At 65.3% G+C, this 12710-nt stretch carries 15 protein-coding genes; 2 read left to right on the top strand and 13 right to left on the bottom strand.

Translation table 11 applies throughout. The annotated features are described in order from the left end of the window. Window positions 1-57: 57 nt before the first annotated feature. The 3 genes from miaB to KHP60_RS13200 all read right to left on the bottom strand — a co-directional run bounded on the left by miaB (window position 58) and on the right by KHP60_RS13200 (window position 2647). A complete protein-coding gene (gene miaB / locus KHP60_RS13210) occupies window positions 58-1416 on the bottom strand; it encodes a tRNA (N6-isopentenyl adenosine(37)-C2)-methylthiotransferase MiaB (protein WP_213564756.1) in 1359 nt (452 codons plus the stop codon). Window positions 1417-1704: 288 nt separating this feature from the next. Continuing rightward, window positions 1705-2388 carry a glutathione S-transferase family protein gene (locus KHP60_RS13205; RefSeq protein WP_213564755.1) on the bottom strand — a complete coding sequence of 228 codons (684 nt, stop codon included), beginning with the start codon at window positions 2386-2388 and terminating at the stop codon, window positions 1705-1707. A 19-nt stretch (window positions 2389-2407) separates the two neighbouring features. Then, window positions 2408-2647 (bottom strand): DUF1127 domain-containing protein, encoded by a 240-nt coding sequence (locus KHP60_RS13200; protein WP_213564753.1) that lies wholly within the window; start codon window positions 2645-2647, stop codon window positions 2408-2410. A gap of 120 nt (window positions 2648-2767) precedes the next feature. On the opposite strand from KHP60_RS13200, the gene KHP60_RS13195 reads away from it, so the two are divergent. Next, window positions 2768-3700: a transcriptional regulator GcvA gene (locus tag KHP60_RS13195; RefSeq protein ID WP_213564751.1), complete on the top strand. Its 933-nt coding sequence runs from the start codon at window positions 2768-2770 to the stop codon at window positions 3698-3700. Window positions 3701-3826: 126 nt separating this feature from the next. On the opposite strand, the gene KHP60_RS13190 is transcribed toward KHP60_RS13195, so the two are convergent. The 4 genes from KHP60_RS13190 to tsaB are packed head-to-tail and all read right to left on the bottom strand — an operon-like array spanning window position 3827 to window position 6280. Beyond that, a complete protein-coding gene (locus KHP60_RS13190; RefSeq protein ID WP_213564749.1) occupies window positions 3827-4597 on the bottom strand; it encodes a 1-acyl-sn-glycerol-3-phosphate acyltransferase in 771 nt (256 codons plus the stop codon). Next, window positions 4594-5049, bottom strand: a complete 456-nt coding sequence (locus KHP60_RS13185; protein WP_213564747.1) for a Fur family transcriptional regulator — start codon at window positions 5047-5049, stop codon at window positions 4594-4596. Before KHP60_RS13185 ends, KHP60_RS13190 begins: the two co-directional genes overlap by 4 nt. 50 nt (window positions 5050-5099) lie before the next feature. Next, window positions 5100-5585, bottom strand: a complete 486-nt coding sequence (locus KHP60_RS13180) for a GNAT family N-acetyltransferase (protein WP_213564745.1) — start codon at window positions 5583-5585, stop codon at window positions 5100-5102. An 11-nt stretch (window positions 5586-5596) separates the two neighbouring features. Further along, window positions 5597-6280, bottom strand: a complete 684-nt coding sequence (gene tsaB / locus KHP60_RS13175) for a tRNA (adenosine(37)-N6)-threonylcarbamoyltransferase complex dimerization subunit type 1 TsaB (RefSeq protein ID WP_213564743.1) — start codon at window positions 6278-6280, stop codon at window positions 5597-5599. Between the two features lie 134 nt (window positions 6281-6414). Between tsaB and KHP60_RS13170 the strand changes: the two genes are divergently transcribed. Further along, the gene (locus KHP60_RS13170; protein WP_213564742.1) at window positions 6415-6999 is read left to right on the top strand and encodes an NUDIX hydrolase; all 585 of its coding nucleotides are present in this window, start codon (window positions 6415-6417) and stop codon (window positions 6997-6999) included. A gap of 3 nt (window positions 7000-7002) precedes the next feature. On the opposite strand, the gene KHP60_RS13165 is transcribed toward KHP60_RS13170, so the two are convergent. The 6 genes from KHP60_RS13165 to KHP60_RS13140 form a co-directional block, all read right to left on the bottom strand. Continuing rightward, complete coding sequence (locus KHP60_RS13165) at window positions 7003-7596, bottom strand: malonic semialdehyde reductase (protein ID WP_213564864.1); 594 nt, start codon at window positions 7594-7596, stop codon at window positions 7003-7005. Between the two features lie 79 nt (window positions 7597-7675). After that, window positions 7676-8236, bottom strand: a complete 561-nt coding sequence (locus KHP60_RS13160; RefSeq protein ID WP_213564741.1) for a NifU family protein — start codon at window positions 8234-8236, stop codon at window positions 7676-7678. 397 nt (window positions 8237-8633) lie between these two features. Further along, window positions 8634-9131, bottom strand: a complete 498-nt coding sequence (locus tag KHP60_RS13155; RefSeq protein WP_213564740.1) for a universal stress protein — start codon at window positions 9129-9131, stop codon at window positions 8634-8636. Between the two features lie 64 nt (window positions 9132-9195). Further along, a complete protein-coding gene (trpS, locus tag KHP60_RS13150; RefSeq protein ID WP_213564739.1) occupies window positions 9196-10236 on the bottom strand; it encodes a tryptophan--tRNA ligase in 1041 nt (346 codons plus the stop codon). A 168-nt stretch (window positions 10237-10404) separates the two neighbouring features. Next, entirely contained in the window at window positions 10405-11925 is a 1521-nt protein-coding gene (gene murJ / locus KHP60_RS13145) for a murein biosynthesis integral membrane protein MurJ (RefSeq protein ID WP_213564738.1), read from the bottom strand. 121 nt (window positions 11926-12046) lie between these two features. Then, window positions 12047-12673, bottom strand: a complete 627-nt coding sequence (locus KHP60_RS13140; protein ID WP_213564736.1) for a thioredoxin domain-containing protein — start codon at window positions 12671-12673, stop codon at window positions 12047-12049. Window positions 12674-12710: the final 37 nt, after the last annotated feature.

The following is a 12710-nucleotide window of genomic DNA, read 5'->3' as shown; positions in this document are numbered from 1 at the left end:
TGAATTGTCGCTCGATCATGCGTAGCGACCGGATATGGGGTCTTATCGGACAAGGAACTAGGCCGCGGCTTGGCTGCCGGGCTCAGATACTTCTCCGAACAGGCTGTTGGAGCCAGCCTGCGTGATCCGCACCGTCACGATCTCACCGATCCGGCGGCGGTCGCTCTGAAACTGCACCGGCTGCAGGTAGGGCGACTTGCCAGCCATCTGGCCTGGGTGACGACCCGGCTTCTCCAAGAGAACGTCGAGGGTCTGGCCAACGGTTCCGCGATTAAAAGCCTGCCGCTGCATTTCCAGCAGATTCTGCAACCGCGCCAGACGCTCGGCCTTCACGGCCTCCGGCACCTGGGCCTCGAGCTCCGCCGCCGGTGTGCCGGGACGGGGGCTGTACTTGAACGAGAAGGAGCTGGCAAAGCCCACATCGGCCACCAGCCGCATGGTTTCCTCGAACTCCGCATCCGTCTCGCCGGGAAAGCCCACGATGAAGTCGGAGGACAGCGCCAGATTGGGCTGAGCCGCTCGGATGCGCTCGATCAGACGGCGGTATTCGTCACCCGTGTGCTTGCGGTTCATGACGTCGAGGATGCGATCGGAGCCGGACTGTACCGGCAGATGCAGGTACGGCATCACCGCCGGCAGATCGCGATGGGCCGCGATCAGCTCGTCGTCCATGTCCCGTGGATGGCTCGTGGTGTAGCGCAGCCGTGCGATGCCGGGCACGTCCGCCAGTCGATGGAGCAGGCGGCCGAGCGACCAGACCGAGCCGTCCGGCCCCGCGCCGTGATAGGCGTTCACGTTCTGCCCGATCAGCGTCAGCTCGCGCACTCCCGCATCGGCGAGGCGCAGGGCCTCGTCGAGGATCTTCGGCACGGGGCGCGAGGCTTCCGCGCCGCGGGTATAGGGCACCACGCAGAAGGTGCAGAACTTGTCGCAGCCTTCCTGGATGGTGAGGAAGGCCGACACGCCACGGCTCTGGGTCTTGGCCTTGCTTGGCACAGGCAGGTGATCGAACTTGTCCTCGATCGGGAATTCCGTGTCGACGACGCGATCAGTGCGGGACTTCTTCAGCAGCGCCGGCAGGTTGTGATAGTTCTGCGGGCCGACCACCACGTCGACGGCGGGCGCCCGGCGCAGGATCTCCTTGCCCTCGGCCTGGGCGACGCAGCCGGCGACCACGACCCTGGTCTCCTGGCCGTGGGCCTGACGCTCCTGCTTCAGTTCGCGCACACGACCGAGTTCGGAATAAACCTTCTCGGCGGCCTTCTCGCGGATGTGGCAGGTGTTGAGGATGACGAGATCCGCCTCCTCCATCGCCCTGGTTTCGCTGTAGCCCTCAGAGGCCAGCATGTCCGCCATGCGCTCGGCATCGTAGACGTTCATCTGGCAGCCATAGGATTTGACGAAGACTTTTTTCACGAGGTCGGCCTGTTCTGCTTGCAATCGGGCGGTCGGAGATGGAGCGCCCTTTTAAGCCTTTTATGCGTGCAAGAGAATAGCGGCTGTTTGGCTCAAGAATTTTGACGGCTTGAGCGCATCCCGGCGCAGCGCAGCCGAACCCGGGATCGTCGGACAAATACGATGCTGGGACCGCGACATTGTCATTTCCGCGAAGGCGGAAATCCATAGCCGCTGACGGTGCCGAACTCGTTCGGGGTCGTGGTTATGGATTCCGGGGCTCCGCTTTGCCGCCTGGGGGCGCTTGGCTCACTCCTGAAAGGCGCCCTCGACCGGCGCCGACAATTCCGCATCGGCGGCCAGAATTTCGTTCACCACCTTCGCGAAAGCCGGACGCGCGCTGAGCCTCGCGTACCAGGAGGCCAGAGCCTCGTGCCCTCTCATGGACGGACCGCCAAGGCGGCGGGTCCAGAATACGGCCATGAAGACGGAGATATCGGCGGCCGAGAAGGCGCCGCAGAGATAATCCTTGCCCCGCAGCGTGCGGTCGAGCGCGTCGAGGTGGCCGGCGAGAACCGGCTCGGCCTCCCGGGCCTTCGCTTCCTTCGCGTGCCACCGCTCCGGATCATCGGGCATCGGTTCGGTGCGATGCATCAGGAGGCGCAGGGGCGCCAGCATGACCTCGTCCCCGAACACATCGAAGAGCCGGCATCGGGCCCGCTCCACCGGGGATTTCGGATAAAGCGCCGGGTCGGGATGGGCATCTTCCAGGTATTCGACGATCACGGTCGAATCGTAGAGGGACAGGTCCCCGTCGACGAGGACCGGGACCTGTCCCTTGGGATTGACGGCCAGCACGTCCGGGTTCCTGGGGCTGTAGCCCTTCGTCTGCGTGAACGGCACCAGGATCTGCTCGAAGGCGAGCCCCTTCTCGTGAAGGGCAATCTCGACCTTGCGGGAAAAGAGGCTCACCGGACCGGAATAGAGCTTCATCAGGGTGCCTTTCGGGAGATCATCGGCTGAAAGTGGAGGGAAGGTGATCCTGCCAGGAGGCTGCATTCAAGCCCTCCACATCGGCCCGCGACAACCCGATATCGGCAAGCGCATGGTCGTCCAACTGGTACAGGACCTTGGACGTCTTGCGCCGGTCGAGCCAAGCCTCGTAGCGGAGCAGGAGCTGCAGCAGAATGCTCTTCCGCTCGCGGCGGGTGGTATGAAACCCAAGATTTATTGTGGCATGTCCGATCGCCATGACGTTCTCCTTCGATGGCGTTCCATTGAGGATAAATGTGCTCCTGTGATAGGCTGCGAGCAAACGAGAAGTTCTTGAGTTGTGCCCAAGGAGAGCTTGGGCGAGAGACCCGGATCCGCCATGTCCCGTCGACGCCTTCCGCCGCTGAATGCCTTGCGCGCCTTCGAGGCTGCGGCCCGCCACCTGAGTTTCGAGAAGGCGGGTGACGAGATCGCCGTCACCGCGAGCGCCGTGGGCCAGCAGGTGAAATCGCTCGAAGCCTGGCTCGGACGACCCCTCTTCGTGCGCCAGCCGAGCCGCGGCGTGGTGCTGACGCCGCTCGGCGAGCATTATGCCGCCTCCCTGTCCGACATCCTCGACCGGCTCGACAATGCCACGGCGCAAGCCCTGCGGTCCGACCGCTCCAACGTGATCACGGTGAGTTCCATGCCGAGCTTCGCCGCAGGGTGGCTGATTCCCCGCCTCGGCTCCCTCAAGGGGCAGCATCCCGACCTGGAGGTGCGGGTCTCGGTGGATACCCGCCTGACGGACTTTGCCCGCGAGGATGTGGACGTGGCAATTCGCTTCGGAAGAGGAAACTATCCCGGCCTGCGCTCGGACCTGCTGATGGAGGAGTTCTTCTTCGCCGTGTGCAGCGCGTCCCTGCTGGGGGACCCCGCACGTCCGCTGAAAGAGCCGTCGGATCTGCGCCATCACACCCTCTTGCACGAGAGTGTCGAGAGCATTCCCGACTACACCACCTGGGACCGCTGGCTCGCGGCTCTCGGCGTGACAGGCATCGACACCTCCCGCGGTCCGCGCTTCACCCATACCTATCTCTGCCTCCAGGCCGCAGCCTCGGGACAGGGCGTGGCGCTCGCGACCAATGTGCTGATCGGCGACTACCTCCAGGCGGGCCGCCTCGTTCAGCCCTTTCCGCAGCAGGTGAAGGGGTCCTACCAGTATTACGTGGTCTGCCCGGAAGCCACCGCCGACCGGCCGGCCCTCGCGGCCTTCCGGGCATGGCTTCTGGAGGAGGCGAAGGCCCATGCCGCCGAGGCGGCAGGGATGTGATGAGCTGTGTCATGGCCGTCCTCGGCCGTGATCCGGGACGGCCATCCCGATCATGTGAGGCGCAGCGCTGTTCACATCGAGATCACCGGCACAGGGCCGCTGATGACGTGGAGGGGTTTGTCGAAATCACGCTGCCTTCAGGGCGCGGCGCACCTCCGCTTCGGCAGAAGCGGTGGCCTGTTTGCGGTTGCCGTTGAAGGGGATCGGTTCGCCCCAGGTCACGACGACATCGAGCGGAACGCCCCGCACGAACATTTTCAGATGGGGCCCGAGATCCATATCGCCGTACCAGGCGATGTAGGGACGATCGCGCCGGGTCACGGGCAGGCCGTTGCGGCGGGTGTAGGAGATGGCGAGCGGCTGGAGATAGACCCGCTCGACGCTGTCATGCATGAGGGCGGTCTGGGCCGCGCCGACGAGCGAGGAGCGGAAGGGCAGGAGGCGGTTGCCGTCGCTGGTGGTGCCTTCCGCGAACAGCACGATCGCCTCGCCCTTCACCAGCCGGTGGGCGAGCGCGTCGTTTACTTCCGCCGTGGCCTTGCGGCGCTGGCGGTCGATGAAGACGGAGCGCTGGAGCTTTGCGAAGAGGCCGACCACGGGCCAGCCTTCGACCTCCGATTTGGCGATGAAGGAGAGCGGATGCAGCGATCCGATCACCGGGATGTCGAGCCAGGAGACATGGTTCGACAGGACGATCGTCGGCGCATCCCCCGGCGGCGTTCCCTGTTCGATCACGCGCACGTTGAAGATCTTCAGGAGCGCCCTGTGAAACCACACGGGCAGCACATGCAGCATGGACGACCAGCCGAGGCGCAGGGCCAGGACCTGCAACGGCACGAGCACGAGGCTGCACAGGCCGAGCAGCACGAGCCGCAGGACGACGCCGATTTTCGTCACGCGTCATCCTTGTCCAGGGGCACCGCGTAGAGTTCGAGCCGGTGGTAGACGACCTTGTAGCCGAGCCGCCTGGCGATCTCGTTCTGCAGCGCCTCGATCTCCTCGGAGCGGAACTCGATCACGTCGCCGGTCTCGAGATTGATGAGATGGTCGTGGTGCTCCCGCGCTGCCTGCTCGTAGCGCGAGCGCCCGTCGCGGAAATCGAGCCGCTCGAGAATGCCCTCGGTCTCGAACAATTTCACGGTGCGGTAGACGGTGGAAAGCGAGATGCGGTCGTCCACCTCGGCCGCGCGCCGGTGCAGCTCCACCACATCGGGATGGTCCTCGGCGGAATCGAGAACTTGCGCGATGATCCGGCGCTGGCCGGTCATGCGCAGGCCCTTGTCCCGGCAGGCACGCTCGATGGCGTCCGACCGGCGCGGTTTGGCGGATGTGCTGTTCCGAAGTGCCAAGGCTGCAATGACTCCTTGCCGAGGCTTATAAGCGAGGGAGGCGAAGCGGGCTATAGGTCCAATGCCATGGTGAGTGCTGCAGCCCTCGTCCCATCGGCTTTCTGATAATAGCCTTCCCGCCGTCCGATGTCCCGAAAACGCAGGCGGCGGTAGAGGGCAATGGCCGGCATATTGCCCTCCTCCACCTCCAGGTGCACTTGGGCAACCCCCTGGCGTGAGAGTATGTCGAGATGATGGGAGAGAAGCGGACGGGCATGGCCCCTGCCCCGCGCCTCCGGGGCGATGGCCACCGTGATGATTTCCGCCTCGTCGAGCACGATCCGCGACAGGGCAAAACCCATGGGCTTGGGCGCGCGCCCGAGAAAGAGCCCATCCGCCACGACGCCTCGCTCACTGAGCAGGCGCTCGAAATCGAGCGTGCTCCATGCCCGCGCGAAGGCGGAGGCATGGATGGCCGCCAGGCGAGCGGCCGCCTCCGTGCCGAGGGCCTCGATACGCGGAGCCGGCGGATGGATGAAGCGGTCGAGAATGCTCATTGCGAGAATTCTCATTGCCTTGCGATTCGGGCCCCGTCCTGCGGTTTGGCATCGGGCTCGCGCAGGTAGAGCGGCTTCGGCAGCGCCTGGTTCGGATCGGCCAGAGCTCCGAGCCGGGCCACCCAGGCGATATCCGGATAGGCCGATACATCGCTGATATAAGCCTCGACCCCCTGGGCGCGGGCCTCCGCAGCGAGCATGGCCGAGGCCGACCCGGCGATGAGGATCGGACCGGAGCCGAGAAGCCGGATGGCATCGCGATAGGTCATGAGCCCCGGCGGAATGATGGTGCGCCCGCCGGGCGCGATGGCCTGGATATAGATATGGCCGTGCTTCGCATCGATCGCAGCGGTGAAGAGCCCGCGCTTGTCGCTGACCATCAGCGGCGCCAGGAAGGCCGAGAGGGTCGCGACGCCCACGACCGGGATCCCGGCCGCCAGACCGATGCCGCGGGCAGCGCTGATGCCGACCCTCAGGCCCGTATAGCTGCCCGGCCCGACGGTGACGGCAACCCGATCCAGGCTCTCGAAGCCGCCTTCGACCTGCGCGGAGAGCCGGTCGAGGAGCGGCATCAGGGCCTCGGCATGGCCGCGGTCCATGGGAATGGTCTCAGCGGCCAGCGGCACGGGCTCGCCCGCTTCCAGGATAGAGGCCGAGCAGGCGCCGAGGGCGGTATCGATGGCAAGGACGCGCAACGTTCGTCTCCGTCAGGTCTGCAGAAGTCTTTAGAGCATGAAGCGGACCGGAGGGAACCCGGTTTCACGCTTCTGGGGTGCGGTCGGACAGTTTCAGCTTGAGCGGGCCGACGGGCCGGTGCCATGATCGGTCCATGACAATCCCAACCGACCCTGCTTCCCCCGAACCCAAGCCCTGGACCGTGAGAACCTCGCGGGACGTGATTCGCGACCGTTGGATCAAGCTTCGCGCCGACGATTGCGTGACCGCCGAGGGTGTGGAGGTGGCCCCCTATTACGTGCTCGAGTATCCCGACTGGGTTCATGTGGTGGCCCTCGACGACGAGGATCACATCATCCTGGTCGAGCAATATCGCCATGCCTTTAGAGGCCTGTCCCTCGAAGTGCCCGCAGGAGCGATCGACTGGGAGGATTCATCTCCGCTCGCAGCGGCGGCCCGCGAGCTCGAGGAGGAGACGGGATATGTTGCGGAGCAATGGCGCCATTTCGGCAAGCATTCGCCCAACCCCGCGACCCACACGAATTTCTGCCATACCGTGCTGGCGCAAGGGGTGCGCCTGTCCGGCAAGAAGCTGAACGACCCGACCGAGCAGATCAAGGTGGTGCGGATGCCGGTTCAGGAAGCCATTCGGCTCGCTGCCGATGGCACCATTACGAATGCGATGCAGATCGCCTCCCTTGCCATTGCGCTGAGCGCCATCGGCAAGTGGCGCCTGTGAACCTCACTCGATCCGGCAGAATTCCTCGAAGGCGAAGCGCGGCTGGCGCGGATGGAGCCTTTCGGGGATGCCGTAGCCGAGATTGATCAGGAAGTTCGACCTGAATTCACCATCCGGAAAGAAGGCTTCGTCAACGCCCTTGCGGTCGAATCCTCCCATGGGTCCGCAATCGAGCCCGAGCCCGCGGGCGGCCATGATGAGATAGGCGCCCTGGAGGCAGGAGCCCTGGAAGCCCGTCCGCTCGATGGTCTCGGGCTTGCCGGCGAACCAGCTGCGCGCATCGGGGCTGTTCGGCGCGAGGAAGGTGAGCTTTTCATAGAACTCCGTGTCGTAGGCGACGATCACCGTCGCCGGCGCGCTCATGGTCTGGCGCATATTGCCTTCGTCGAGATGGGGTCTGAGCTTCTGCTTGGCCTCTGGAGACACCACGAAGACGAAGCGGCCGGGCGACGAATTGGCGCTTGTCGGGCCGAGCTTGGCGAGATCGGCGACAGCGCGCAGGGTCGCCTCCGGGATCCGGCGATCCTCCCACCAGCGATAGGTGCGGGCTTCGCGAAAAAGCTGATCCAGGGCGGCATCGGGCAGGGCGGACAACAGGCGATCTCCCAAGAAAAAGCGAGGCTCGAAAAGGCCGCGCTTCGTTAGGCGAATTCCCGAGATCAGATCAAACGGCTTGTTAGACCGCCTGCACTTCGCGCACGTCCGGCAGGAAATGGCGCAGCAGGTTCTGGATGCCGTGACGCAGGGTGGCGGTCGAGGAGGGGCATCCCGAGCATGCGCCCTTCATGACCAGATACACGGTGCCGTCCTTGAAGCCACGGAAGGTGATGTCGCCGCCATCGCCCGCCACCGCCGGGCGGATGCGGGTTTCGAGCAGTTCCTTGATGGTCTCGACCGTGGCGGCGTCCTGTTCGTCGAAGAACTCCTCGCCGTCTTCCTCCGTGGCGCCATAGCCGTTGGCGAAGAGCGGCGCGCCGGCCATGAAATGCTCCATGATCGCGCCGAGGATAGCAGGCTTCAGATGCTGCCATTCGCCGTCTGCCTTCGTCACGGTGACGAAGTCATACCCGAAGAACACACCCGTGACGCCCGGCACGGAGAAGAGCCGCTGGGCGAGAGGGGAGACTTCGCCGGCTTCAGGGGTCTTCGCCTCGAACGTGCCTTCCGGCATCACGACGCGGCCGGGCAGGAATTTCAGGGTGGCGGGATTGGGGGTCGCTTCGGTCTGGATAAACATCGCTTCTTTCGTCCTCTGCGCCGGTTCAAGGCCGGCCGAGTGGGGTGTTAGAATCGTTCTAACAGGTTCCACCCCCAATGTGGAATGGCTCGCGGTGGATTCCAAGGGGAGAATATATGCCCCCAAGGCATTCCGGGGCTGCGGCGCGGCGCCAGGCCCGGTGGATCGAGCGTTGATCCCCTGCAGGGAGGGTCGGGGGTAGACCGGGCAGAACCTGCCTGTCAGGGCCAGCCATCCCGGTCCTGTGAGGCGCGACGCCTCATTCAACCGGGATCACCGGCATAAAGCCGGCGATGACGTTGTAGGGAGAGCAGCGCGGGACCTATGGAGCGCGTTGCTGCGACTTTGCGATCCCCACCCTTTCCGCTCCTCCCTGCAAAAGGGAGGAAGATGCCGATCAGCCGGCCAGCGCGTCGATTTCCTCGTCCGTGAGGCTGCCGGGCACGATGACGATGGGAACCGGGAAGGAGGCGGCGGCGCGACCGCCAAGGGTCGAGACCAGGGGGCCGGGACCTTCCTTGCCGCTGCCGGCGGCGAGAACCAGGAAGGAGATGTCCTCATCTTCCTGGATGAGCTTCATGATCTCGTCCGCCCGGGTGCCGACGCGGATGAGCTGTTCCGGCTCGACGCCTGCCGCATTGCGCGCCTCGCGGGCGGCCGCGTCGAGCTGCTTCTGGGCTTCCTCGCTCGCTTCCTCGATCATGGCTTCGCCGACGCCGAGCCATTCGAAATTGTCGGGCGGGTCCACGACCGCGAGCATGACCAGGCTCGCGCCGGTGCGGGCCGTTCGCCGCGAGGCGAAGTGAACCGCGCGGGCGCATTCCGGGGTCTTGTCGACCACCACCATGAATTTCGGACGGTGGCCCGATTCGTAGGATCGGCGCTTGCCGCTCACAGAACGCTCTCCTGCATGATGCCTGATGCTGCCCTGCCATAGCGGCAAGAGCAAGCCCGGAGCATCAGCGCGACCGCACGAAACCGACGATGTCCTTAACCGCATCCATGGTCACGGAGGCAAGGGCGCGGGCGCGGCCTGAGCCGTCGGCCAGCACCGCATCGATATGGCCTGGATCGGCCATCAGCTGGCGCATCTCGTCGGCGACGGGCGAGAGCTTCGTCACGGCGACATCCACGAGGGCCGCCTTGAAGCCCGAGAACTGCGCGCCGCCATGCTGCCGCAGCACCTCTTCCGGTGTCGTGTCCATGAGGGCCGCGTAGATCGCCACGAGATTATCGGCCTCAGGGCGGGCCTTCAGGCCGTCGACCTCGCTCGGCAGGGGCTCGGGATCCGTCTTCGCCTTGCGAATCTTCTGGGCGATGGTGTCGGCATCGTCCGTCAGGTTGATGCGCGAGTAATCGGACGGGTCCGATTTCGACATCTTCTTCGAGCCGTCGCGCAGCGACATGACGCGGGTCGCAGGACCCTGGATCATCGGCTCGGTCAGCGGGAAGAAGGCATCGCCGAAGCCGTGCGCGGCAATCGATTCGGCCCAGTCGTTGTTGAATTTCTGGGCGATGTCACGGGTCAGCTCCAGATGCTGCTTCTGATCCTCGCCCACCGGCACGTGGGTGGCGCGGTAGACCAGGATGTCGGCGGCCATCAGGTCCGGATAGGCGTAAAGGCCGACGGAGGCGTTCTCCCGGTCCTTGCCGGCCTTGTCCTTGAACTGGGTCATGCGGTTCAGCCAGCCGAGACGGGCGACGCAGTTGAACACCCAGGCGAGCTCCGCGTGCTGAGGCACCTGGGACTGATTGAAGACGATGTGGCGCTTCGGGTCGATGCCGGCAGCGAGGAACGCGGCCGTCACCTCGCGGATCTGACGGGTGAGGTCCGTCGGGTTCTGCGGCACGGTGATCGCGTGCATGTCGACGACGCAATAGATGCAGTCGTAGTTCTCCTGCATGGCGACGAAGCGCTTGATGGCCCCGAGATAGTTCCCGAGATGGAGATTGCCGGTGGGCTGAACGCCCGAGAACACCAGCTCCTTGAACTGCGCCATCGTCTTGAACTCCCGCAGGGGTGCATGGGCGGTTTTGAGGCTGAACCGCCGACCGCTCCAGATTGTCTTGATCTTCGCATCGTTCCGCAGCGCCCGGAGGCCGCTTGGCTCGACAATGCTCCATTGAGGCGCGGGTTATGACAGGGCGGCGCCACGATGCAAGGGTCCTTACGATTTTTTCCTGAGAGCGGCCCAGTCGTCCCGGGTCACGGCGCCGGTGGCCCAGGCCGCGAGCGCATAAAGGAAAAGTCCCCCGAGGCAGAGACTGGTCAGGGAAAGAACGCCCGCCTGTGGGATGACGCTCATGGCGGCCACCAGCCCAACGCTCATGGTGAGAACCGCCCCGGCGATCCGCGTTACCCGTGCCAACAAGGCTCGATCCGGCGACCAGAGACCGAATCGGCGAAGACCGGAGGCCACGGCGACCGCATGGCCGAGGCATCCGACACTGACCCCAAGCGCGATCCCCGTCGGGCCGAAGGGCCAGGCAAGCGGAAGGGAAGTGGCCACGGTCAGGGCGAGGCCGAGAATCGCCGCCAGCAGGGCCGCTCTTAAGGAGCCACGGGCGAAAAGGGTTTGGCTCAGCACCTTGGCGGCTGTCGCGAAGGGCAGTCCCAGACTCAGGGCCATGAGAACGAGAGCCGTGCCCTCCGCGTCGGAAGACTGAAACGCGCCGCGCTCGAACAGCATGCTGCTCATGGGGCGGGCAAGGATGAACAGGGCCGCGCTGGCCGGAAGCGCGAGCAGCAGCGCCACTTCCAGCGCCCGGTTCTGTGCTGTCACGATCGCCTGAATCTCGCCCGCCCGATGCCGGCGGGCGAGCTCAGGCAGGAGCAGGCCCGAGCCCAGTGCGGCCATCAGTCCAAGCGGCAGCTGCATCACCCGCTCGCCATAATAGAGCCAGGAGACGCCGGAGGGCCAGAACGAGGCGATCTGGGTTGCGGCCAGGATGAAGAGCTGCATGGCGCCGCTCGCCGCGAGCACGGGAAGACCGGCGAGCAGAAGATTTTTCAGAAGAGGGGACCAGCGGGGTTTTCGGAAACGGACGAGTCGGATCTTGCCGCTCCACAAGGCCGCGGCCACGAGGGCGAGCTGGATCAGGCCCGCCAGGCTCGAGGCCGCCGCGAGCCATGTGGCCTTCTGCACGAGCGGCAAGGACAGACGGTCCATTCCGATCAGCGCCAGAATCAGGCCGCCATTGACGGTGAGCGGGGCAAGCGCCGTCGCGGCAAAGCGCCCGCGCATGTTCAGGACAGCGGCGCCGATGGACGCGAGGGTGACGCACAGCACGACGGGAAAGGACAGGCGGGTATAGAGCGTGACCAGCGCCAGCGTCCCGCCATCGTCGTGCAGCCCCGGGGCGAGGATGAAAGCCAGAAGTCCCGCCCCGATCTCCACCAGGCCCGTCAGCGCGAGCAGCGCCATCCCGAAGACGCTCAGCACATCACCGGCCGTGGCGGCCGCATCGTCAGGCTCCAGGCGGCTGAGAGCCGGGACAAGTACCGGATTGAGCCCGCCCTCACCGACGATGCGGCGCACCAGGTTGGGCAGGCGGGAGGCGGCGAGAAAGGCATCCGCCACGGGCCCGGCTCCCAGTGCCTGCGCGAACAGAACGTCCCGGACGAAGCCGAGAACGCGTGAGGCCATCGAGCCGAGGCCGACCAGAAGCGAGGAGCGGATGAGCGACATTTCCACCGGGCTTAGCGGGTCGCCCGATATGCCGCAACTTTTCCGCCTTGTCGGGGGGCGTGGGGTTATTCAGCCTGGTGAAGCCTTTCCGTCATGGCCGTCCCCGGACTTGATCTGGCGATCAGCCCCTCGCCCGTGCAATCGCCTCGCGCTTCTGCTCCAGGCTCATGCCGCCGATATAAGCCTCCGTCCCGATCAGGAAGGACGGAGTTGCGACAAGTCCGAGATCGTTGCCGGTGGCAAACGCATCTTTCATCCAGCCGGTCGTCCGGTCGCTGTTGGCAATCTCGGTCATGCGCTGGCGGTCCCCGCCGAGCCGTTCGGCCTCGGCCAGCGCCCGTTCGCCGTCGACCGTGCCGCGCAACGCGAACAGCGCAAGATGCAAGGGCAGATAGCGTTCGGGGCCATAGAGCTGCAGATAGGCCAGGGCCGCGCGCGTCGCGGCGACGGATTGCGGACTGAGCACGGCGAAATTCACCAGCACATAGGAGAGATCGGGCTCTGCCTTCAGCAGATCGGGCAGGGCCTGTGCCGAGCGTTTGCACCAGGGACAGTTGTAATCGAAATACTCCACCATGATCACATCGCCATGCTTGTGGCCGATGCGCACGACGGAGGGCAGGTTCAGGGCATTTTCGATCAGCTCCACCGGGATCAACTGCGGCTCCGGCGCGGATTGCGCAAAGGCGGGAGCTTTCGTGCCGGACAGGGCGAGACCGGCGAGAAGAACGCGGCGGGACAGGATCATGAACGAAACTCTCGTAAGGAGAGCCCCTCGTGCCGGT

It is taken from the genome of Microvirga sp. 3-52 (assembly GCF_018383585.1).
Lineage (GTDB): Bacteria > Pseudomonadota > Alphaproteobacteria > Rhizobiales > Beijerinckiaceae > Microvirga.
This window is presented reverse-complemented; position numbering and strand designations above follow the sequence as displayed.